Raw genomic sequence first — 23,601 nt, 5'->3', positions numbered from 1 at the left:
CATTAGGTTAGGCAAAACCTTTTTGATGTTTATATACTGAAGGTAAGCCTGACGAGTAAGCAGGCTTGCTCGTCATACTTCAGAAGGTATTGGCGTTTTCAGGTTTTTACCCAATGTGAGCGGGCAACCTGGCTATTCAAAGTATGATAAAGAAACAGGGGGCAAGGGATGTTGCTTAACAAAATTTGTAGTCGTCGGCTGTCGGCAATCAGTTTATGCCTGGCCGTAACATTTGCTCCACTGTTCAGTGTGCAGGCCGATGAGCCTGAAATGATTCCTGGCGACAGCTCTGCGACCGTCAGCGAACAGCCTACCGCGTTGTCACAGCCGCAAGCGCAATCGCCTGCGACAGCGGTAATGGCGGGGATTCAACTGCTGCCGGAGGGGATCTCTGCGGAGAAAGCCCGGGCTGAATTACAATCGCAACTTCCTTCTGGTTATACGCCGGTTTATCTGAATCAACTGGAACTGCTGTATGCCGCCCGCGATATGCAACCAATGTGGGAAAATCGCGATGCGGTGAAAGCGTTTCAGCAGCAGCTGGCGGAAGTGGCCATCGCCGGGTTCCAGCCGCAATTTACCACCTGGGTCGCGCTGCTGACCGACCCGTCGGTCACCGGTCTGGCGCGAGATGCTGTTTTATCCGACGCCATGATGGGCTATCTCCATTTCATCGCCAATATTCCCGTAAAAGGGACGCGCTGGCTGTACAGCGACAAACCTTATGCGCTGGCAACACCGCCGCTTTCGGTGATCAACCAGTGGCAGATTGCGCTGGACAACGGTCAACTGACGACGTTTGTCGCCAGCCTTGCGCCACAGCATCCGCAATACGCCGCGCTGCATGATTCACTGAAAAAGCTGGTTAGCGACGCTCGCCCCTGGCCGCAGTTGACCAGTACCGCGACGTTGCGTCCTGGTCAGTGGAGCAATGATGTGCCTGCGCTGCGTGAGATTTTACAGCGCACCGGTATGCTGGAAGGCGGGCCTAAGATAGCGCTCCCGGGGGATGACGTGGCGGCCGATGTGGTTGTCAGCCCTTCCGCCGTCGCAGTGGAGCCTGCCGCCGTGAAACCTGTCGCCCGGCAATCCACTCAGCGCAGCCAACCCGCTCCGGCAGTCCGTGCGGCTTATGATCGTGAGCTTGTTGATGCGGTGAAACGTTTTCAGACCTGGCAAGGACTGGGAGCGGATGGCGCTGTCGGCCCGGCGACACGCGAATGGCTGAATGTGACGCCTGCGCAACGTGCGGGGGTGCTGGCGCTGAATATTCAGCGTTTGCGTTTACTGCCAGGAGAATTATCAACGGGCATTATGGTCAATATTCCGGCCTATTCGCTGGTTTATTACCAGAACGGCAACCAGGTGTTGGCTTCCCGGGTGATTGTTGGCCGCCCCGATCGGAAAACGCCAATGATGAGCAGCGCGCTTAATAACGTGGTGGTGAATCCGCCCTGGAATGTGCCGCCAACGCTGGCCCGAAAAGATATTCTGCCCAAAGTCTGGAATGATCCGGGGTATCTGGAACGCCACAGTTATACCGTTATGCGCGGCTGGAACAGCAAAGAGACGATTAACCCGTGGCAGGTGGACTGGTCGACCATTACGCCATCGAACCTGCCGTTCCGCTTCCAGCAGGCGCCGGGCGCGCACAACTCGCTGGGGCGTTACAAATTTAATATGCCAAGTTCAGACGCGATTTATCTGCACGATACGCCGAATCACAATCTGTTCCAGAAAGATACGCGAGCGCTCAGCTCCGGCTGCGTGCGTGTGAATAAGGCCTCTGAGCTGGCAAATATGCTGCTTCAGGATGCAGGCTGGAACGATACGCGGATTTCGGATGCGCTGAAGCAAGGTGATACCCGGTACGTCAACATCCGTCAGAATATTCCGGTGAATCTGTATTACCTGACGGCGTTTGTGGGAGCAGACGGACGCACTCAGTATCGTACAGATATTTACAATTATGATCTGACTGCGCGATCCAGCGCACAAATTGTGTCAAAAGCAGAACAATTAATCAGGTAAATGAAGAAGTTCTGATAAATCTGTTGTCGTAATATTGGTCATCGGCAGGGCTGATTCGCTGCAAGCCCCGCCGTTGCTGGGGATGGGCCACCTTGACGTCGGCTTTTTTGCCAGTTAAGGTGCCCCTCGTGCGCCAGAAGTGCATATTAACGAAAACATTTACCTGTAGACCTGATTATCATGGACAAATTTGACGCTAATCGCCGCAAGTTGCTGGCGTTTGGTGGCGTTGCTCTCGGCGCCGCCATCTTGCCTACGCCAGCATTTGCCACACTCTCCACCCCACGTCCGCGTATTTTGACACTGAACAACCTCCATACCGGAGAGTCAATTAAAGCGGAGTTTTTCGACGGAAGAGCCTATATTCAGGATGAATTAGCAAAACTAAACCATTTTTTCCGTGATTTTCGCGCGAATAAAGTGAAAGCCATCGACCCAGGATTGTTCGATCAGCTCTTCCGCCTGCAAGGCCTTTTAGGCACCCGTAAGCCCGTACAGCTCATCTCGGGTTACCGCTCACTGGATACCAATAACGAACTGCGTGCGCACAGTCGTGGAGTGGCGAAAAAAAGCTACCACACGAAAGGGCAGGCGATGGATTTCCATATTGAAGGCGTTTCGTTAAGTAATATTCGCAAAGCTGCGTTATCTATGCGCGCAGGTGGTGTAGGATACTACCCACGCAGTAACTTTGTGCATATTGACACCGGGCCGGCACGGCACTGGTGATCCGCAGACTTAACGAAACAGGAGCAGTATGAACTATCGTATTATTCCGGTCACCGCATTCTCCCAGAACTGTTCATTGATCTGGTGTGAGCAAACCCGTCTGGCCGCGCTGGTCGATCCCGGCGGCGACGCACAGACCATCAAACAGGAAGTGGACGCCAGCGGCGTGACGTTGATGCAGATCCTGCTTACGCACGGTCATCTCGATCATGTTGGCGCGGCGGCGGAACTGGCGAAGCATTATGGCGTGCCAGTGATCGGCCCGGAAAAAGAAGATGAGTTCTGGCTACAGGGTTTACCGGCGCAAAGTCGCATGTTTGGTCTGGAAGAGTGTCAGCCGTTGACGCCTGACCGTTGGCTGAATGAGGGAGATCGTATTAGCGTAGGGAATGTGACTTTACAGGTGTTGCATTGTCCTGGGCATACGCCGGGCCATATCGTCTTCTTTGATGAGTCTTCACGGCTACTGATTTCCGGTGACGTGATCTTCAAAGGCGGCGTTGGGCGCAGCGATTTCCCGCGTGGCGATCACGCTCAGCTGATTGATTCGATCAAGCGTAAATTATTGCCGTTGGGCGATGATGTGACGTTTATTTCGGGTCATGGGCCGATGTCGACGCTTGGCCATGAGCGGCTGCATAACCCGTTCCTGCAAGATGAAATGCCGGTCTGGTAAATTCTTGTCCGGCCTGCAATGGGAAACCACTGTAGGCCGGGTAAGCGCCAGGCACTACCTGGCGCTATGATACTTACAGTACGGCGACAATGGCTTCGCACAGCGGAGCCATGTTATCCGGCGTCATTCCAGCCACGTTGACGCGACCAGAAGCTACCGCATATACGCCAAACTCTTCACGCAGACGCAGTACCTGCTCTTTCGTCAGGCCGCTGAATGAGAACATGCCATTCTGTTTGGTGATAAAGCTGAAATCGCGATCTGCGCCTTTTTCCTGCAACGTATTAACGAACAACAGACGCATGCGCTGAATACGCTGGCGCATATCGGTCAGTTCCTGTTCCCAGATAGCACGCAGGGCATCGTTGCTCAGGATAGTCGCTACAACGGATGCGCCGTGTGCCGGAGGGTTAGAGTAGTTGGCGCGAATGGCGGATTTCATCTGGCTGAATGCGCGGTCAACGGTTTCCGCATCTGCGGCAACCAGCGTACAGGCACCGACACGCTCGTTATACAGGCCAAAGTTTTTAGAGTAGGAACTGGCGACGATCAGCTCTTTATGCAACGCTGCGAACGCACGCAGACCTTCCGCGTCCTCTTCCAGACCGCGAGCAAAACCCTGATAGGCGAAGTCAAACAGCGGCAGCCAGCCTTTTTCGACAGAAAGCTGAGCCAGCGTTTGCCACTGTTCCAGCGTCGGATCGATACCGGTTGGGTTATGGCAGCAGCCATGGAACAGAACGACGTCACCAGCCTGCGCGTTATTGAGGCTTGCCAGCAAGGCATCGAAATCAAGCGCGTGGTTTTCTGCATCGTAATAAGCGTATTCGCACACTTCCAGACCGGCGGAATTAAACACGCCCTTATGGTTTGGCCAGCTTGGATTACTTACCCACACGCGTTTTACCGCCGTATTTTTTGCCAGGAAGTCCGCGGCAACACGGAGCGCGCCAGTACCGCCTGGCGTTTGCGCGGTGCGAGCGCGTTTGTCATTGATCAGCGCGCTACCTTTGCCAAACAGTAATTCCTGCGTGCAACGGCCGAATTCTGGAATACCATCAATACCGAGATAGTTTTTGGTGGTTTCATTTTCCAGTAAATACTGCTCGGCTTTTTTAACGCTGGTTAACACCGGCGTTTTGCCTGTCTCATCTTTATAGACACCGATACCAAGGTTAATTTTTCCGGGACGGTCATCGACACGAAACAGATCGGCCAGGCCCAGAATAGGGTCGGCAGGGGCGGCGGTAATGTTCTCAAACATGACGAGGTTCCATTGTGGTTACAGAAGGGAAATCCGTAATCAGGTTAACGGCAGATTTACAAAATGCCAACTGTTAGTGACAAAAAGGCTGAGTGTTTTTTTAAGACGCCAGATTTTGCTGGCAGACATAAAAAAACAGGACCGAAGTCCTGTTTTTTAGGCATTTAACAAAGAGGTCTGCTGATTAGAACTGGTAAACGATACCTACAGCAACCGTGTCGTCAGAGCCTACGCCCAGTTTGTTGTCAGAATCAATCTGGTTGATGATGTAGTCAACATAGGTGGACATGTTTTTGTTGAAGTAGTAAGTCGCGCCAACTTCTACGTAGTTGACCAGATCTTCGCTACCCACGCCTTCAACGTTTTTGGCTTTGGACTTGGTGTAAGCGATGGACGGACGCAGACCGAAGTCGAACTGATACTGAGCAACTAACAGGATGTCCTGAGTTTTGTTGGCGAAGCCGCCGTCGATAGCCGTGGCGTTACGGGTTTCACCGTAGTTGGCTGCCAGGTAGATATTGTTGGCGTCGTATTTCAGACCAGTAGCCCACTGCTCAGCGGTTTTACCACGACCAGCAAGGCGAGAATCTTGCTGAGCGTTGGTGCGGTCAGCGGCACCGTAAGCACCAACGATACCAAAGCCTTCGAATTCATAGCTCAGAGATGCACCCCAGCCGTCGCCGTTAGAGCGCTGTACGTCGCTGAAGTTACTGGAATCGTCTGCGTTAACAACATAGTTGCTTGCGCGCTCGTTTTTGCCCAGATACTGAACGCCGAAGTTCAGGCCGTCAACCAGACCGAAGAAGTTGGAGTTACGGTAGGTTGCCACACCGCCAACACGGCCAACGAAGAAGTTATCGCTGTATGCGGTGTCACCACCAAATTCTGGCAGCATATCGGTGTAGCCCAGTGCATCGTAAACGATACCGTAGTTACGACCGTAGTCCAGAGAACCCGCATCGCCGAGTTTCAGACCCGCGAATGCCAGACGGGTTTTGTTGCCTTTCTGAGAGTCAGAACCACCTTCGGATCTGTTACCGCTGAACTGGTATTCCCACTGGCCGTAACCGGTCAGTTGATCGTTGATCTGGGTTTCACCTTTAAAACCCAGACGTGCATAGGTCTGGTCGCCATCACCGCCGTAGCTGTTTTTGCCGTTGTCTTTAGAGAAGTAGTGCAGACCTACCGCTTTACCGTAGAGGTCCAGTTTATTGCCATCTTTGTTATACACTTCGGCTGCGTTTGCGGCGCCAGCTGCCAGCAGGGCAGGGATTACCACTGCCAGGATATTACGCTTCATCATTATTTATTACCCTCATTGGTTTTTATATGACACCTGCCACTGCCGCCAATAAATTCTGTCAATAAAAATTTACGGAACTATTGATGAGAGTTTGGTGTCTTTATGTGTCTGACAAGCATCTTTCCATTCAAACCACCGTTTCGCTACCGTGAAAGTGCTACAAAGATAAAGAATTGGTTTCAAAAAGAAAAAATGTGTAACTAAATGTTTTATTTTTGGCGCTTTGTGAACGACTTCAAATTTCGGGCCAATTTCAGCCACCATTTCCCATTTTTATTTCTATTTATATGATTTCCTTATGTTTAATTTTTCTAAACATAGCACTTACTGCAAATGTGATTGAACACGGGTGTGATTGATAACTTTTTTCAGACGTCTGGAATGCCGTGCGATTGATTAAAAATTATGCTATCAGGTGAGGAAAAACTAATCCGCAATGATCGGAGGGATTATTTTTTGTACTGAGATGTTGCAATGAAATATCAGGTAACAGGAAGGGGGAGCTGAGGGGCTTGTTTTTAGATTTGTTTACTTCTTATCCATAAAACTTGACATTCTGAGAGAGAAAAAGGCCAGCAAAGCTGGCCTTTTAAAATCAGAAACTGGCGTTACGTGGAGTACGCGGGAACGGAATCACATCACGAACGTTTTGCACGCCGGTGACATAAGCGATCAGACGCTCGAAGCCGAGACCGAAACCTGAATGCGGAACAGTACCGTAGCGGCGCAGATCGCGATACCACCAGTAATCTTCTTTATTCAGGCCCATTTCCGCCATACGGGCATCCAGTACGTCCAGACGCTCTTCACGCTGGGAACCCCCAATGATTTCACCAATGCCCGGCGCCAGAACATCCATTGCCGCCACGGTTTTACCGTCTTCGTTAAGGCGCATATAAAACGCTTTAATGTCTTTCGGGTAGTTTTTCACTACCACTGGCGCTTTAAAGTGCTCTTCTGCCAGATAGCGTTCGTGCTCAGAGGAGAGATCCACACCCCAGTAAACCGGGTTTTCGAATTTCCTACCGCAGTTTTCCAGAATTGTGACCGCATCGGTGTAATCAACCTGGGCAAAGTCTGCATCAATAAAATGTTCCAGACGAGAAATCGCATCTTTATCGACACGCTCGGCGAAGAATTTCATATCATCCGCGCGTTCATCCAGTACGGCTTTGAAGACGTATTTCAGCATCGCTTCGGCAAGGCCAGCTACGTCATTCAGGTTGGCAAAGGCGACTTCCGGCTCCAGCATCCAGAACTCAGCCAGGTGGCGGCTGGTGTTGGAGTTTTCTGCACGGAATGTAGGGCCAAAGGTATAGATTTTGGACAGGGCGCACGCATAGGTTTCGCCGTTCAACTGGCCGGATACGGTCAGGAAGGACTCTTTACCAAAGAAGTCTTTATCAAAATCGACTTTGCCCTGGTCGTTACGCGGCAGGTTTTCCAGATCCAATGTTGATACACGGAACATTTCACCCGCGCCTTCGGTATCGGAGGCGGTAATCAGCGGCGTCGAAACCCAGAAGAAACCCTGCTCGTCAAAGAAACGGTGCAGCGCTTGCGCCAGCGTATGGCGCACGCGCGCGACTGCGCCAATCATATTGGTGCGCGGACGCAGGTGCGCGACTTCACGCAGATATTCGATACTGTGGCGTTTCGCCGCCATCGGATAGGTATCAGGATCTTCAACCCAACCGGTTACTTCAACCGTGGTGGCCTGAATTTCAAAACTTTGCCCTTGTCCTGGAGACGCAACGACTTTACCTGTGACGATAACCGAGCAGCCGGTTGTCAGGCGCAATACGTCTTCATTGTAATTGGGCAGAGAATTATTAATGACAGCCTGTACAGGATCAAAGCAGGAACCGTCATAAACGGCGAGGAAGGAGATGCCAGCTTTTGAATCTCGGCGGGTACGCACCCATCCGCGCACGGTGACTTCGCTGTCAACGGCTACGCGGCCCTGGAGTACGTCGGCTACAGGCACAACGCTCATAATATTCTCTCTGTTAATAGTCGGAAAAAATAAACACTTGTCCACCCTGCTTGGGGGGATACCTATGTTACCTGGCATCTGCAATCAGACAAGCAGAATTCGCAGCTGGAACGAAAGATTTCGGAAATAAACATGAAAAGGGAAGCAAAGTCGCGATAAGACGCGCTTTCTGTCGACCGGATAGCGGCGCAAGCGCGTTATCCGGCCAACAATGATTAACTGGCTTTCTTTATATGAGGAAGGTCAAAAGCTTTACGTAATGCACGCACAAAAGCTTTGTCATGACAGATTGTTTTCCCCGGGCTGTCTGACAATTTGGCGACCGGTTTGCCGTTACATTCCACCAGTTTGATGACAATATTGAGCGGCTTCACCTGTGGGATATCGCAGGTCAGACGGGTGCCAATACCAAAGCTCAACTGCACGCGTGAAGAGAAGTGACGATAGAGATCGACCGCTTTCTTCAGATCGAGGTTATCTGAGAAGACCAGCGTCTTACTCAGCGGGTCAATGCCCAGCTTCTGGTAATGGGCGATGGCTTTTTCACCCCATTCAACCGGATCGCCAGAATCGTGGCGTAAGCCCTGATAACGCGTGGCAAATTCGGTGCCGAAGTCGCGTAAGAAAGCGTCCATCGTTATGCAGTCCGTCAGCGCGATACCGAGCTGGTTAGGGTATTCATTCAGCCAGGCGGCGAGAGCTGCGCGCTGGCTGGTTGCCAGATCCGGGCTGATTTGCTGATGCGCCTGGAACCATTCATGCGCCTGTGTGCCCATAGGCGTAAGCGACAGCCGACGGGCGAGATCGTAGTTACTGGTGCCGACAAACCACGGTTCCTGCTGAAGGCGTTTGACGATGGCCTGCTGCACTTCGCGAGAGAAACGGCGACGGGTGCCGAAATCCATCAGATGGAAGCGGGACATATCGAGATCGGCGGTTAATGCAGAGAAATCGACGAGTTTACTCTCCAGCGCATCAAGCGCCTGCGCCACACCCATTTCCGGCGAGCGGTAACGGTGCACCAGTTCGCTGATCACCGCCAACAGCGGGACTTCCCACATGATGACTTCGCGCCACGGACCGGTTAAGCGGATGTTTAGCTTCCCGTTATCGTTGGTCACGCAGACTTGTTCCGGGTTATAGCGGAAGTCACGTAACCAGTTGAGATAATCAGCTTTAAAGAAGGGCAGGCCGGAGAGCCACTGGAACTCGTCCTCCTGAAGTTGCAGGTGTTGCATTGCATTCACCTGCTCGCGAATAGCGTCGGCGTAAATACCGAGCAGGTCGTCACCACGGCAACGAAATTCAGCCGCTACATGCACATCATAGTAGTGGTGAAAAACGGCTTGCTGCATATGCAACTTATAAGCGTCTGTATCCAGCAACGAGTGCAGAACAGGAGAAGCGAATTGTGTCATAGGTGCGCAGTAGCATCCTCTCACGGGAGCGTTTAGTACAATAAACAACTAAGAAAACCGCTGGAGTATACCTTGTTTAGCGATTTATTGAACCCCGATCACAACATAAGCTGTCTTTGCGGTCGAGTGCATTTCGTGCCGCGTGTTATGAAAATGTAGAATGTATGCTATTAACTCTTTGAATTTAATCACTGTTAGCCCCCGATGCCGCGCCCCGAGGGGCTGGTGGAGACAATGTTCATCCCGCCCCCAATAATCAAATTGATCAGATCGTGAAATATCGACGCGTAAGAATCATCTCATCGTTTATTTTTTCTTCAAAAATCATTCTGCATTACCGGATAACAGGGCGATTCTATGACTTCTGTCCTTGATTTCATCTGAATCCGTCATGTATCATTTTCGCGATAAAGTATCGCAGAGCCTGTTCGAACCCAGGAAAACCCTCTATTACCTGGGCTTATCAATATTGAATCTTTATTCTCAAAGGCTTAAAGGGTATGAAAACGTGCCCGGCTGATGCTTTTATTACCTGATTATTTATGCGCGACTCACCGCTCCGGCGGGTTCATCGTCAGGCAATTTAACCGTGCTCATCTTGTTTGCCTTTGCCTTGATGGGGTTAAAAATAGCCTTTCGGACTTGTTATATTTTATGAGCGCAATGATTATTTGAGATAAAAACGATGAGTGATATTGATTTTGTTGTTTTATGGGTTGATTCAACCGATGTAGCCTGGCAAGAAAAGTTTACTGAGTTCAAAGGAAAAGGTAGCCACGGTGAGAGAGCCGTCCACCCTGCGCGGTTCAGGGATATGGGTATCTTTAAATATTGGTTCAGATGTGTCGAAAAATATGCGCCATGGGTAAGAAAAGTACATTTGGTTACCTGTGGACAAATTCCGTCATGGATCAATGTAGAACATGAAAAATTAAATATTGTCTTTCATGATGAGTTTATTCCGTCTGAATATTTACCAACGTTCAACTCTAATACGATAGAGCTAAATCTTCATCGGATAAAAGATCTCAGTAATAAATTTGTTTTATTTAATGACGATACGTTCATTACCTCTCCTTTGCGGGAAGATTTTTATTTTGATAATGGCTATCCTAATGACTTCCTCATCATAAAAAAACAATCACCTAAAAATAAAGACGAGATCATAATGAGGTCGTCAGAATTTCTTAATGTCAGTGTTTTAAATACGCATATTAATAAAAAAACAATAATCAAAGAAAACCGACGTAAATACTATAGCTTACGTTATAAAAAAGGTCTGTTGAAAAATTTTATGAACCGCCGTGCAAGTTATTTTGAAGGCTTCTACGGTAAGCATCTTCCCCAGCCATTCCTGAAAAGTACATTCACTGAGATATGGCAGGCCGAAGAGGAGTTGTTGAAAAAATCATCAAGTAAAAGGTTCAGAGAGCCATTATGTTTAACGCAGTATTTATTCAGGTACTGGCAACTGGCCCACGGTAACTTTAATCCTAAGAACCCGGAAGGGCGTGGAGTATATTTCAATTTGTCGTCCAGTAACATAAACGAGGCCATCAAGACGCTGTCAAATGGCACCGCACAGGCCTGTTTTAATGACACTGAAAAGTTACACGATTTTGAAAAGGTAACGACTACGCTAAGAAATGCCTTTGAAATGAGGCTTGGTCATAAATCAAGTTTTGAGATTTAAGCCTGTGGTTCTCATTGTACTGGCGATGTGACGTTTTCATTTGGCTGGTGGGCGCCTGAACGGCCTCCGTGATTTTAAACGTGATGCCTTTATGTTATAAAAATGTAGCAAAAAGAGTGTTTGTGTCTGAAAAGATGAACATTCTGCATAGCGCGATTTCGACAACAGGAATAGACTGGAGTCGGGACTCTACAAAAGATGCTAAAGGTTTTTTATGACACAACAGCCACAAGCCAAATACCGTCACGACTACCGTGCCCCGGATTACCAGATTACTGACATTGATTTGACCTTTGACCTGGATGCTGAGAAAACCGTCGTTACAGCACTGAGTCAGGCTGTCCGTCATGGCGCATCTGACGCGCCCCTTCGCCTGAGCGGTGAAGATCTGCGACTGGTATCCCTCCATGTAAACGATGCGCCGTGGACTGACTACAAAGAAGAAGAAGGCGAGCTGGTGATCGGCAGCCTGCCCGAGCGCTTTACTTTGCGCATTGTGAATGAGATCAGCCCGGCGGCGAACACGGCGCTGGAAGGCCTGTACCAGTCAGGCGACGCGCTGTGTACGCAGTGTGAAGCGGAAGGTTTCCGCCACATAACCTGGTATCTTGACCGCCCGGATGTGCTGGCGCGTTTTACCACCAAAATCATTGCCGATAAATCCAGATATCCGTTCCTGCTTTCCAACGGCAACCGTATTGCGCAGGGTGAACTGGATAATGGCCGTCACTGGGTGCAGTGGCAGGACCCGTTCCCGAAACCCTGCTACCTGTTTGCGCTGGTGGCGGGCGATTTCGATGTACTGCGCGATACCTTCATCACGCGTTCTGGCCGGGAGGTGTCGCTGGAACTGTACGTTGATCGCGGCAATCTGGACCGTGCGCCGTGGGCGATGACTTCGCTGAAAAACTCCATGAAATGGGATGAAGAGCGCTTCGGCCTGGAGTATGACCTCGACATCTACATGATCGTGGCGGTGGACTTCTTCAATATGGGCGCGATGGAGAATAAAGGTTTGAACGTCTTTAACTCCAAATATGTGCTGGCCCGCACCGATACGGCGACCGACAAGGATTATCTCGACATTGAGCGTGTTATTGGTCACGAATATTTCCACAACTGGACGGGTAACCGCGTTACCTGTCGCGACTGGTTCCAGTTGAGTCTGAAAGAAGGCCTGACCGTTTTCCGCGACCAGGAATTCAGTTCCGATCTTGGCTCCCGCGCGGTGAACCGCATCAGCAACGTGCGCACCATGCGCGGTCTGCAATTTGCTGAGGACGCGAGCCCAATGGCGCATCCTATCCGCCCGGATAAGGTCATTGAGATGAACAACTTCTACACCCTGACCGTCTACGAGAAGGGCGCGGAAGTGATTCGCATGATCCACACGCTGCTGGGCGAAACGAATTTCCAGAAAGGGATGCAGCTTTATTTTGAGCGTCATGACGGCAGCGCCGCTACCTGTGATGACTTTGTGCAGGCGATGGAAGATGCGTCGAATGTCGATTTGTCTCACTTCCGCCGCTGGTACAGCCAGTCCGGCACGCCGGTTGTCAGCGTACGGGACGACTATAACCCGGAAACGGAACAGTACACGTTGACCATTAGTCAGCGTACACCTGCGACGGCGGATCAGGCAGAAAAGCAAGCGCTGCATATTCCGTTCGCGATTGAGCTGTACGACAACGAAGGCAACGTTATTCCGTTGCAGAAGGGCGGTCATCCAGTCAATTCCGTGTTGAACGTGACCCAGGCGGAGCAAACCTTTGTCTTTGACAATGTGTATTTCCAGCCGGTGCCAGCACTGCTGTGCGAATTCTCCGCGCCGGTGAAACTGGAGTACAAATGGAGCGATCAGCAACTGACGTTCCTGATGCGTCATTCGCGCAATGACTTCTCACGTTGGGACGCGGCGCAAAGCCTGTTGGCGACGTATATTAAGCTGAACGTTGCGCGCCACCAGCAGGGGCAGCCGCTGTCGCTGCCGGTACATGTGGCGGATGCCTTCCGGGCGGTTCTGCTGGATGAGAAAATCGATCCGGCGCTGGCGGCGGAAATTCTGACGTTGCCTTCGGTGAATGAGATCGCGGAACTGTTCGAGATCATCGATCCGCTGGCAATTGCCGAAGTCCGCGAAGCGTTGACCCGCACGCTGGCGGCGGAACTGGCAGACGAGTTCCTGGCAATCTATAACGCGAATCATCTTGATGAGTACCGCGTTGAACACGCCGACATTGGCAAGCGTACGCTACGCAATGCCTGCCTGCGCTTCCTGGCCTTTGGTGAAACCCACCTGGCGGATACGCTGGTGAGCAAGCAGTACCATGAAGCCAATAATATGACCGATGCGCTGGCGGCGCTGTCGGCGGCGGTCGCGGCGCAATTGCCGTGCCGTGACGCGTTGATGCAGGAGTATGATGATAAGTGGCATCAGGACGGACTGGTCATGGATAAATGGTTTATCCTGCAATCCACCAGCCCGGCGGATAACGTGCTGGAAACGGTGCGTGACCTCCTGAAGCATCGTTCTTTCAGTATGAGCAACCCGAACCGTATTCGTTCGTTGATTGGCGCATTTGCCGGGAGCAATCCGGCGGCGTTTCATGCTGAAGACGGCAGCGGCTATCAGTTCCTGGTCGAAATGCTGACGGACCTCAACAGCCGTAACCCACAGGTGGCATCACGCCTGATTGAACCGCTGATTCGTCTGAAACGTTACGATGCGAAGCGCCAGGAAAAAATGCGCGCCGCGCTGGAGCAACTGAAAGGGCTGGAAAACCTCTCTGGCGATCTGTTCGAGAAGATTACCAAAGCGTTAGCCTGATAATATTGCCGGATGCGTCCGGCCTACCATTTACGTGTAGGCCGGATAAGCAACAGCGCCATCCGGCATTTTTTAACCGTGCTTGCGTAGCGGAGCCTCATTTTCGCCACGTTGCATCACCCGACCCAACACTTCCGCTTCCAGTTCCGCTAAACGTACCGTCCCCAGACGGCGCGGCCTCGCGATATCCACCGTCAAGTCCAGACCAATTTTCCCGTCCTCGATCAACAGAACCCGATCGGCCATCGCCACGGCCTCGCTGACGTCATGCGTGACCAGCAGCACTGTAAAACCGTGTTCTTGCCATAACGAGACGATCAAATCCTGCATTTCCAGCCGGGTCAGGGCATCCAGCGCGCCGAGAGGTTCATCCAGCAGCAATAATCCAGGCCGGTGGATCAGCGCGCGGGCCAGCGCGACACGCTGTTTCTGCCCGCCGGACAGCGCCGCAGGCCACTCCGTCGCCCGGTTTTCGAGACCGACCGCCGCCAGCGCCTGACGCGCCGCATCTCGCCAGCCGCCTTTCAGACCCAATCCAACATTATCGATCACCGACTTCCACGGCAGCAGACGCGCATCCTGGAACATCATACGCGTGTCGTCCTGGATCTCGGCCAGCGGCGTTGTTCCGGCAAGCAATTCGCCAGCTGTAGGGGATTCCAGACCGGCCAGCAGACGCAGCAGCGTACTTTTCCCGCCACCGCTGCGTCCAACCACCGCCACAAATTGCCCGGCGGGAATATGCAGATCCAACTGGTTCAGCACCGTGTTGTCAGCATATTGTTTGGTTACCGCGTTGAGCAGTAGCGGCGTTCCCTGATTAAGACGAGCGGTATTCATACGGTTGCCTCTTTCGTGTAATAAGCAGGATTCCAGCGCAGCCAGACGCGCTCTAACAGCTGCGCGCTGACGTCGGCGAGTTTACCGAGCAGGGCATACAAAATAATCGCGACCACGACGATGTCCGTTTGCAGGAATTCCCTGGCGTTCATCGCCAGATAGCCGATCCCGGCGTTCGCCGAAATGGTTTCCGCCACAATCAGCGTCAGCCACATCAACCCGAGCGCAAAACGAACGCCAACCATAATAGAGGGCAGGGCGCCGGGAAGGATCACATGCACAAACAGCGGGAAGCCGGATAAGCCATAGCTGCGAGCCATCTCCACCAGACCCCGATCGATATTACGAATCCCATGCCAGGTATTGATATAAATCGGAAACAGCGTTCCCAGCGCCACGAGAAAAATCTTCGCGCTTTCATCAATCCCGAACCATAAAATCACCAGCGGGATCAGCGCCAGGTGCGGCACGTTACGCAGCATTTGTACTGAAGTATCCAGCAGACGTTCTCCCCACCGCGACAAACCGCTGATCAGCCCCAGCGTCAGACCGATAGAACCGCCAATTGAAAAGCCGATGAAAGCGCGCCACGAACTAATGGCCAGATGCTGCCAGAGTTCGCCGCTGGCGGAGAGTGTCCAGAATGCCGCGATCACCCCTTCAGGAGAGGGGAGTATGCGGGTTGACAACCAGCCCATCGAAGAGGCTATTTGCCAGACCGCCACGATGCCCACCGGTAAAAACCAGGGGGCAACGCGCAATAACCATTTGTTTGTGGGCGTTGCCATTGGCGTACTCCTTAACTCTGCGCGGCTTTACGGGGGATAAATTCATTGGCAACCGCTTCGCCTTGCTGATGCAGAGGCTGCGGTTGCGGAATTTCCGGGATGGCGACGTCCAGATGCGGGAACAGCAGTTCGCCTACGTTGTAGGCCTCTTCCAGATGCGGATAACCGGAGAGCACAAAACTGTCGATACCCAGCGCCGCGTACTCATTAATACGTGCGGCGACGGTCGGGCCATCACCCACCAGGGCGGTTCCCGCGCCGCCGCGCACCAGCCCGACGCCTGCCCACAAGTTAGGGCTGATCTCCAGTTGATCACGCTTACCGTTATGCAGCGCGGCCATCCGGTGCTGACCGACAGAATCCGTTCTGGCGAATGCGGCTTGTGCTTTGGCGATCGTATCGTCATCCAGGTGAGCAATCAGGCGCTCGGCCGCACGCCAGGCCTCTTCATTGGTTTCACGCACAATGACGTGCAGGCGGATGCCGAAACGGATTTTACGCCCGCGAGCCGCCGCTTTGGCGCGTACCTGTTCAATTTTCTCTTTTACCTGCGCAGGCGGTTCGCCCCAGGTGAGATAGAGATCGACCTGCTCAGCGGCGAGATCCTGCGCGACATCCGATGAACCGCCAAAATAGAGCGGTGGATACGGTTGCTGAATGGCAGGGAAGAACAGTTTTGCGCCACGAACGTGAATATGTTTACCGTTGAAGTCCACCGTCTCGCCTTGCAGCAGGCGTCGCCATACCTGCGTAAACTCGGATGAGGCTTCATAGCGTTCGGTGTGGTCAAGGAAGACGCCGTCACCGGCCAGCTCCTGCGGATCGCTACCGGTAACCAGATTAAACAGCGCGCGGCCATTGGAGAGTCTGTCCAGCGTTGCAGCCTGACGGGCGGCAACCGTTGGCGACGTGACGCTTGGGCGCAGGGCGACCAGGAATTTCAGTCGCTGTGTGACCGGAATCATTGAGGCGGCAACCAGCCAGGCGTCTTCGCAGGAACGCCCGGTTGGGATCAATACGCCCGTAAAGCCCAGGCGGTCCGCCGTTTGCGCGATTTGTTGCAGGTAACCGTGATCGACCGGGCGCGAGCCTGCTTCGGTTCCCAGATAATGCCCGTCACCGTGGGTAGGTAAAAACCAGAACATATTCAGGCTCATAATTTTGCTCCTTCTTGTTGAGTGGGCTGCCAGATACGCTGGCGAATATCAATTTTTTTCGGCACCAGACGGTTGTCGTAAAACAGATCGGCGGTTTGCTGCTGCAAGGTAGCGACAGAGGCGCTCACCGGCGTAATGGTGGTTGGCGGGCGATGATCCAGATAGGTGGCAATCACCGGTTCAGGCAATCCCATCGTTTTTGCCAGCAGGGTGATACTTTGTTCACGCTGGCTTATCGTTAACGCATCGGCCTGACTGAAGGTGTCCAGAACGCCCTGAATGAAGCTGCCGTTCTTTTCGGCATAAGGGCGCGCCGCCAGATAGAACGAACCGGTTTGTTTCAGGTCGGTCCCGTCTTTCAGGACGCGAACGCCACCCTGCAACAGCGCAGCGGAATAGTAAGGGTCCCAGATTGCCCACGCATCGACATTCCCTTGCTGGAACGCGGCGCGGGCGTCTGCTGGCGTCAGGTATGTGGCCTGGATATCGGTAAATTTAAGTCCGGCCTGTTGCAGTGCGCGCAACAGCAGATTGTGCGAACTGGAACCTTTCTGGAAGGCGACTTTGTGTCCTTTCAGATCCGCGACGGTTTTTATCGGACTGTTTTCAGGGACGAGAATGACCTCGGCTTTTGGTTTGGGAGGCTCAACGCCAACATAAACCAGGTCCGCCCCGGCAGCCTGCGCAAAAATAGGGGGGATATCGCCGGTACTGCCGAGATCGATACTGCCGACATTCAATGCCTCCAGCATTTGCGGGCCTGCCGGGAACTCAACCCAGGAGATTTTGGTTTGCGGGTAACGCTTCTCCAGCAGTTGGTGGCTTTTCGCCAGCACCATACTGATGCTGCCTTTCTGATAGCCGATGCGCAGTGCGTCAGGCGCTGACTCTGCCGCGTGTGACCAGGCCGAAAGCGAGAGCAATCCGGCCAGCGCCAGCCATTGAGGACGATGTCTGAAAAATTTAAACATGGGCAACGCCTCGTGGTGAATGAATGACGGGAACCGGCACATCGCGGCGGTGCAATGCTTGCCAGAATGTTTCAAGCGCGCTGTCAAGGCGATGTTGTAAATTAGGGGTGAACTGCGGTTTATGCTGGTAATCAATCACCTGGGAATCGTCGGCAAATACGCCGTGCAGGATCTCTTGTGCTTTCAGCGCGCTCAGCACCGGCTTGAGCGCGTAGTCAACGGCCAGTAAATGGGCGACAGTACCGCCGGTTGCCAGCGGTAATACGGCTTTGCCTTCCAGCGCTCGTTCAGGAAGCAGGTCGAGCAACGTTTTTAACGCCCCGGAATAGGCGGCTTTATAAACCGGCGTTGCGACGATCAGCCCGTCTGCATCCTGTAATTGTTCTATAAATGTTTTTAACGCCGGGCTGTCGAAACGCGCATATAGCAAGTCTTCGGGGTCAAAGTTATGCAAATTCCAGTGGCTGACTTCGACGTCCAGACTGTTCAGTTTTTCCCGGGAATATTCCAGTAACGCACTGGAACGAGAGGGAAAGCGTGGGCTTCCCGCCAGAGTGATGACGCGCATAATCTCAATCTCCCCTTATAACTAATTATTCGATTTTCATTAACATTGATAACAATTTGTGCAGTCTGACAGAGAGATTTTGTTTACCGAAATGATTTATGCGGGATAGAAAAGTTGGAAATTGAATAAAAAGAGGACAACAAGGAAAACGATTGCTATTTATTGCCGCAAGTCAATTCCCTTTTCGCTGGATATCGCACATAATACGCCCCCGGTCTGCACACCGGGAATCCAGGAGAGTTCATGTACTACCCCTTCGTTCGTAAAGCCCTTTTTCAGCTCGATCCAGAGCGCGCTCATGAATTTACGTTTCAGCAATTACGCCGTGTAACAGGCACGCCGCTGGAAGCGCTTGTCCGACAGAAAGTCCCTGCGAAGCCAGTAAGCTGCATGGGGCTGACATTTAAGAATCCGCTCGGCCTTGCTGCGGGTCTGGATAAGGACGGAGAGTGCATCGACGCTCTGGGCGCAATGGGATTCGGATCGATTGAGATCGGAACCGTGACGCCGCGCCCTCAGCCTGGTAACGATAAGCCGCGCCTTTTCCGCCTGGTTGATGCCGAAGGGTTGATCAACCGGATGGGCTTTAATAATTTGGGCGTTGATAACCTGGTAGAGAATGTCAAAAAAGCGCATTTCGACGGTATCCTCGGAATTAATATCGGCAAAAATAAAGATACGCCGGTAGAGAATGGCAAAGATGACTATCTGATTTGTATGGAAAAAGTCTATGCATATGCCGGTTATATCGCCATTAATATCTCTTCGCCAAATACCCCTGGGTTACGTACGCTACAATATGGCGAGGCGCTGGATGATTTGCTGACGGCAATTAAAAATAAGCAAAATGATCTCCAGACGATCCACCATAAATATGTTCCGATCGCGGTAAAGATCGCCCCGGATCTTTCTGAGGACGAATTGATCCAGGTGGCCGACAGTTTAGTTCGCCATAATATTGATGGTGTGATTGCGACAAATACGACGCTCGATCGTTCTCTGGTTCAGGGAATGAAAAATTGCAATGAAGCGGGTGGTTTAAGCGGTCGACCATTACAGTTAAAAAGTACAGAAATTATTCGCCGACTGTCCCAGGAATTGAAAGGACAGTTACCGATTATTGGTGTCGGCGGGATAGATTCTGTCATCGCGGCGCGTGAGAAGATGGCTGCTGGCGCTACGCTGGTACAAATTTATTCCGGCTTTATTTTTAAAGGCCCGCAACTGATTAAAGAAATCGTTACCCATATTTGATTCTTTTCTCTCATTATCAGACAACCAGGGCTTTATTTCCGGCCCTGGTTGTTTTATATTCCTTCATTGTTGCTTATTTAAACATTTTAGGCTTTGCTTATTAAGGTAATAAACGAAGCGGTGAAAAAGGACATTTTTGCAACAGGGTGATGGAAACGGGAGAGAGTACAATGCGAATTAAACCTGACGATAACTGGCGCTGGTATTATGATGAAGAGCATGACCGAATGATGCTCGATTTAGCCAATGGCATGTTATTTCGCTCGCGCTTTGCTCGCAAAATGCTCACGCCGGATGCATTTTCGCCGTCTGGTTTTTGTGTCGATGACGCCGCGCTCTATTTCTCTTTTGAAGAAAAATGTCGCGACCTCGAATTATCGAAAGAACAAAAAGCGGAACTGGTGCTCAATGCGCTGGTGGCGATCCGTTATCTGAAACCACAGATGCCAAAAAGCTGGCATTTTGTCGCACACGGCGAGATCTGGACGCCAACGGTGGGTGATGCCGCCTGCGTGTGGCTTAGCGATACCGAAGAGCAGGTGAATTTACTGGTGGTTGAGCCGGGTGAAAACGCGGCGCTGTGCCTGCTGGCCCAGCCCGGTGTCGTCGTGGCTGGACGCACTATGCAGCTTGGCGATGCGATTAAGATCATGAACGACAGACTGAAGCCGCAACAGCGACTCGCCAGCTTCAGCCTTGAACAAGCGGTTTAATTTCCCAGCCTGAGCGCGGTTTTTGGCACGCAGCTACAGCTAAGAATCGTTCCGTCATCGTTAATCGCTGATTTTTTCAGCGGACTCACTTCGCCTTCCAGCAGCGTTATCCGGCAACTGCCGCAGATCCCGGCCCGACATGAATAAGGGATGCGGATACCCTGATTCTCCAGTTGTTCAAGCAGCACCTGTTGGTTATTCCCACGAAAGGTTTGCCCCTGCCAGTCGATAGTGACTGTTGTATCAGGCTGTTTTTCCGGCGCCACCGCATCATCAGAATTTGCGGCGCCATAAGGTTTGGCGGGGGCGGTTGCGAGAATGTCAACCTCATCGCCTACGCGAATGACGCCGCTGTTACGCGCAATCAGGTTCTGCCCGAAATCAACATCGCCGTTGTCCTGCGCCGTGCGAAAGGTTTGCAAGGTTGCCAGCGGCTCACCCGTTGGGTGCTTTTGCCCTTTCTCAGGGCTGACGGTGGTGAAAATACAACGGCTGCACGGTTTTGCGACATCAAAGATGACGTCGCCGATACGAATGACTTTCCAGGTGTCTTCTTCCCAGGGCGCCGCGCCGGAAACGACCAGATTGGGACGAAACTGTTCTATTTTCACGCCAGCCGGGCAACGCTGCTGTAAGTCGCGCAGTGAGGCTTCGTTGGCCAGCAGAAAGGGATAACCATCGGCAAATGACAACGGCACGTCGTCGCGGCGTTTGACTCTACGCGTAAGTTGGGGGCCGACCCAGCGTAATTGCACGTCACGGGAAAAGAATCCGCTTAACCACTGATTTATCGCGTCCGGGGCGATACGGGCAGTAAAATGGTTTCCCCAGACTTCGGTTGGCGCATCCTGCGCGGCGAAATCAGCAAAGCGCACCACCACGCTGCTGCCATCCGGGGCGCTAAGATGTAATCCGTCGTGTAGCGGAGAAGGCGTAAAGCGCACCATTTGCGGAAACTGGCGGGCGGTAATAAAGGTGCCATCAGGTTCAGTAACCATAAAGATACGATCGAAAGCCAGGCCACTGATGTCTGCCAGCGCATGCGTCAGGCCGATGCCGCGCATCGATTTGACCGGATGAATAAAAAGCCGGGTTAACGTCACCACTGTACAGCCCTCGAACGAAAATAAGCCTTCAATCTTATGACATGAGCGCCAGATTAGCTATATAAGCCCCATCCTTCACGCTTGTCGCTGCGAGGCAACGCGAAAGATTTTGTGTATAATGCGCAGCAATTTTCTTAGAGTAAAAGTGACAATATGAATTCTCTGTTTGCCAGTACGGCCCGCGGGCTGGAAGAGCTGTTAAAAACTGAACTTGAAAACCTGGGCGCTGCGGATTGCCAGGTGGTTCAGGGTGGTGTCCATTTTCAGGGCGACACGCGGCTTGTGTACCAGAGTTTAATGTGGAGCCGCCTGGCCTCGCGCATTATGCTGCCGATGGGAGAGTGCAAGGTCTACAGCGATTTAGACCTGTACCTCGGCGTGCAGGCAATCAACTGGACAGAGATTTTTAATCCAGACGCCACCTTTGCCGTGCATTTTAGTGGGCTGAACGACACCATTCGCAACAGCCAGTATGGTGCAATGAAAGTAAAGGATGCGATTGTTGATGCGTTCACGCGTAAAAACCTGCCGCGTCCTAATGTCGATCGTGAATCTCCAGATATTCGCGTTAACGTCTGGCTGAACAAAGACACTGCCAGCATTGCCCTCGATCTGAGCGGCGATGGTCTGCACCTGCGCGGCTATCGCGATCGTACCGGTCTGGCGCCAATTAAAGAGACGCTGGCGGCGGCCATCGTGATGCGTTCCGGCTGGCAGCCGGGAACGCCGCTGCTCGACCCGATGTGTGGTTCCGGTACGCTGCTGATCGAGGCCGCAATGTGGGCGACCGATCGCGCGCCGGGTCTGCATCGTGGTCACTGGGGCTTTAGCGGCTGGGCGCAGCATGATGAGGCTATCTGGCAGGAAGTCAAAGCAGAAGCGCAAACCCGCGCCCGTAAAGGGCTTGCGGAATATAGCTCGCATTTTTATGGTTCTGACAGCGATGCCCGCGTGATTGAACGTGCGCGCAGCAACGCCCGTCGCGCAGGCATCGGTGAGTTGATTACCTTCGAGGTAAAAGATGTCGCCCAACTGAGCAACCCGCTGCCGAAAGGGCCGTACGGTACGGTAATCAGCAACCCGCCGTATGGTGAGCGTCTGGACAGCGAACCGGCGCTGATTGCGCTGCACAGCCTGCTGGGGCGCACCATGAAAAATCAGTTCGGCGGCTGGAGCCTGTCGCTGTTCAGCGCCTCGCCGGATCTGCTGAACTGCCTGCAACTGCGCGCGGATAAGCAATTCAAAGCCAAAAACGGCCCGCTGGACTGCGTGCAGAAAAACTATCATCTGGCGGAAAAAACGCCAGACAGCAAGCCTGCGACGGTGGCGGAAGATTACGCCAACCGCCTGCGCAAAAATATTAAGAAGCTGGAGAAATGGGCGCGCCAGGAAGGGATCGAATGCTATCGCCTGTATGATGCCGATCTGCCGGAATACAATGTGGCGGTCGATCGCTACGGCGAGTGGGTGGTGATTCAGGAATATGCGCCGCCGAAAACGGTTGATGCGCAGAAAGCGCGTCAGCGTCTGTTCGACATCATCGCCGCCACGCTGTTGGTACTGGAGATGGCGCCGAATAAACTGGTGTTAAAAACCCGTGAGCGCCAGAAAGGCAAAAGCCAGTATCAAAAGATGAACGAGAAGGGTGAGTTCATTGAAGTCAGCGAATATAACGCGCGTTTATGGGTTAACCTGACCGACTATCTTGATACCGGTCTGTTCCTCGATCACCGTATTGCGCGCCGGATGCTGGGTCAGATGAGCAAAGGCAAAGATTTCCTTAACCTGTTCTCCTATACCGGCAGCGCCAGCGTACATGCGGGGCTGGGCGGCGCACGCAGCACCACTACGGTGGACATGTCGCGTACCTATCTGGAGTGGGCTGAACGCAACCTGCGTCTGAATGGGCTGAGCGGCCGTGCGCACCGCCTGATTCAGGCCGATTGCCTGGGCTGGTTGCGTGAGGCGAATGAACAGTTCGATCTGATTTTTATCGATCCGCCGACGTTCTCCAACTCAAAACGGATGGACGAGTCGTTTGATGTGCAGCGCGATCACCTGGTGTTAATGAAAGATCTGAAACGTCTGCTGCGCAAAGGCGGCACGATCATGTTCTCCAACAACAAACGCGGATTCCGTATGGATCTGGACGGCCTGGCGGCGCTGGGACTGAAAGCACAAGAAATTACGCAAAAAACGCTTTCTCAGGACTTTGCCCGTAATCGTCAGATCCACAACTGCTGGCTGATTACCGCAGCCTGAAAGGA

General features: G+C 52.5%; 18 protein-coding genes. 8 read left to right on the top strand and 10 right to left on the bottom strand.

Features of this window, described 5'->3' with window-relative positions; all coding sequences use genetic code 11:
• Positions 1-168: 168 nt before the first annotated feature.
• The 3 genes from ldtD (at position 169) to OGV79_RS14680 (ending at position 3,436) form a co-directional block, all read left to right on the top strand.
• Positions 169-2,031 carry a L,D-transpeptidase gene (gene ldtD, locus OGV79_RS14690; RefSeq protein WP_286468640.1) on the top strand — a complete coding sequence of 621 codons (1,863 nt, stop codon included), beginning with the start codon at positions 169-171 and terminating at the stop codon, positions 2,029-2,031.
• Positions 2,032-2,211: 180 nt separating this feature from the next.
• Complete coding sequence (mepK, locus tag OGV79_RS14685; RefSeq protein WP_012132998.1) at positions 2,212-2,760, top strand: peptidoglycan L,D-endopeptidase MepK; 549 nt, start codon at positions 2,212-2,214, stop codon at positions 2,758-2,760.
• 28 nt (positions 2,761-2,788) lie between these two features.
• Complete coding sequence (locus OGV79_RS14680) at positions 2,789-3,436, top strand: MBL fold metallo-hydrolase (RefSeq protein ID WP_012132997.1); 648 nt, start codon at positions 2,789-2,791, stop codon at positions 3,434-3,436.
• Between the two features lie 73 nt (positions 3,437-3,509).
• On the opposite strand, the gene aspC is transcribed toward OGV79_RS14680, so the two are convergent.
• The 4 genes from aspC to pncB all read right to left on the bottom strand — a co-directional run bounded on the left by aspC (position 3,510) and on the right by pncB (position 9,417).
• Positions 3,510-4,700: an aspartate transaminase gene (gene aspC / locus OGV79_RS14675; protein ID WP_047457753.1), complete on the bottom strand. Its 1,191-nt coding sequence runs from the start codon at positions 4,698-4,700 to the stop codon at positions 3,510-3,512.
• A 184-nt stretch (positions 4,701-4,884) separates the two neighbouring features.
• Positions 4,885-6,003, bottom strand: coding sequence for a porin OmpF (ompF, locus tag OGV79_RS14670; RefSeq protein ID WP_047457749.1), 1,119 nt, complete (start codon positions 6,001-6,003; stop codon positions 4,885-4,887).
• Between the two features lie 595 nt (positions 6,004-6,598).
• On the bottom strand, positions 6,599-7,999 hold the full coding sequence (gene asnS, locus OGV79_RS14665) for an asparagine--tRNA ligase (protein WP_104868834.1): 1,401 nt from the start codon (positions 7,997-7,999) through the stop codon (positions 6,599-6,601).
• A gap of 215 nt (positions 8,000-8,214) precedes the next feature.
• Positions 8,215-9,417, bottom strand: coding sequence for a nicotinate phosphoribosyltransferase (gene pncB / locus OGV79_RS14660; protein WP_071258278.1), 1,203 nt, complete (start codon positions 9,415-9,417; stop codon positions 8,215-8,217).
• 685 nt (positions 9,418-10,102) lie between these two features.
• Here pncB and OGV79_RS14655 point away from each other — a divergent pair.
• Positions 10,103-11,110, top strand: coding sequence for a stealth family protein (locus tag OGV79_RS14655; protein ID WP_012132987.1), 1,008 nt, complete (start codon positions 10,103-10,105; stop codon positions 11,108-11,110).
• 214 nt (positions 11,111-11,324) lie between these two features.
• The gene (gene pepN, locus OGV79_RS14650) at positions 11,325-13,937 is read left to right on the top strand and encodes an aminopeptidase N (protein ID WP_286468639.1); all 2,613 of its coding nucleotides are present in this window, start codon (positions 11,325-11,327) and stop codon (positions 13,935-13,937) included.
• Positions 13,938-14,009: 72 nt separating this feature from the next.
• Here the strand turns inward: pepN and ssuB are convergent, their stop codons facing one another.
• From ssuB to ssuE, 5 genes are read right to left on the bottom strand one after another with little or no spacing between them, the layout of a single operon-like run.
• Complete coding sequence (gene ssuB, locus OGV79_RS14645; protein WP_012132984.1) at positions 14,010-14,777, bottom strand: aliphatic sulfonates ABC transporter ATP-binding protein; 768 nt, start codon at positions 14,775-14,777, stop codon at positions 14,010-14,012.
• Positions 14,774-15,565, bottom strand: a complete 792-nt coding sequence (gene ssuC, locus OGV79_RS14640; RefSeq protein WP_012132983.1) for an aliphatic sulfonate ABC transporter permease SsuC — start codon at positions 15,563-15,565, stop codon at positions 14,774-14,776. The genes ssuB and ssuC overlap by 4 nt, the downstream gene beginning before the upstream one ends.
• A gap of 11 nt (positions 15,566-15,576) precedes the next feature.
• Entirely contained in the window at positions 15,577-16,722 is a 1,146-nt protein-coding gene (gene ssuD / locus OGV79_RS14635; RefSeq protein ID WP_104868831.1) for an FMNH2-dependent alkanesulfonate monooxygenase, read from the bottom strand.
• Positions 16,719-17,693 carry a sulfonate ABC transporter substrate-binding protein gene (locus tag OGV79_RS14630; protein ID WP_012132981.1) on the bottom strand — a complete coding sequence of 325 codons (975 nt, stop codon included), beginning with the start codon at positions 17,691-17,693 and terminating at the stop codon, positions 16,719-16,721. The genes ssuD and OGV79_RS14630 overlap by 4 nt, the downstream gene beginning before the upstream one ends.
• The gene (gene ssuE, locus OGV79_RS14625; protein WP_012132980.1) at positions 17,686-18,261 is read right to left on the bottom strand and encodes an NADPH-dependent FMN reductase; all 576 of its coding nucleotides are present in this window, start codon (positions 18,259-18,261) and stop codon (positions 17,686-17,688) included. The genes OGV79_RS14630 and ssuE overlap by 8 nt, the downstream gene beginning before the upstream one ends.
• Before the next feature lie 243 nt (positions 18,262-18,504).
• Between ssuE and pyrD the strand changes: the two genes are divergently transcribed.
• Together pyrD and zapC are read left to right on the top strand one after the other, a co-directional pair.
• Positions 18,505-19,515 carry a quinone-dependent dihydroorotate dehydrogenase gene (gene pyrD / locus OGV79_RS14620; protein WP_214143892.1) on the top strand — a complete coding sequence of 337 codons (1,011 nt, stop codon included), beginning with the start codon at positions 18,505-18,507 and terminating at the stop codon, positions 19,513-19,515.
• Positions 19,516-19,685: 170 nt separating this feature from the next.
• A complete protein-coding gene (gene zapC, locus OGV79_RS14615) occupies positions 19,686-20,228 on the top strand; it encodes a cell division protein ZapC (protein ID WP_024130474.1) in 543 nt (180 codons plus the stop codon).
• Here the strand turns inward: zapC and OGV79_RS14610 are convergent.
• Positions 20,225-21,334 (bottom strand): YcbX family protein, encoded by a 1,110-nt coding sequence (locus OGV79_RS14610; RefSeq protein WP_049009867.1) that lies wholly within the window; start codon positions 21,332-21,334, stop codon positions 20,225-20,227. The genes zapC and OGV79_RS14610 overlap by 4 nt on opposite strands.
• Positions 21,335-21,487: 153 nt before the next feature.
• Here OGV79_RS14610 and rlmKL point away from each other — a divergent pair, with 153 nt between their 5' ends.
• Entirely contained in the window at positions 21,488-23,596 is a 2,109-nt protein-coding gene (gene rlmKL, locus OGV79_RS14605) for a bifunctional 23S rRNA (guanine(2069)-N(7))-methyltransferase RlmK/23S rRNA (guanine(2445)-N(2))-methyltransferase RlmL (protein ID WP_058668971.1), read from the top strand.
• The last annotated feature ends 5 nt before the right edge of the window (positions 23,597-23,601 follow it).

The sequence above is a fragment of the Citrobacter sp. CK185 genome (assembly GCF_030333565.1).
GTDB lineage: Bacteria > Pseudomonadota > Gammaproteobacteria > Enterobacterales > Enterobacteriaceae > Citrobacter_B > Citrobacter_B koseri.
The sequence above is the reverse complement of the archived record's forward strand: the minus strand, read 5'-3'. Positions and strand labels throughout refer to the sequence as shown.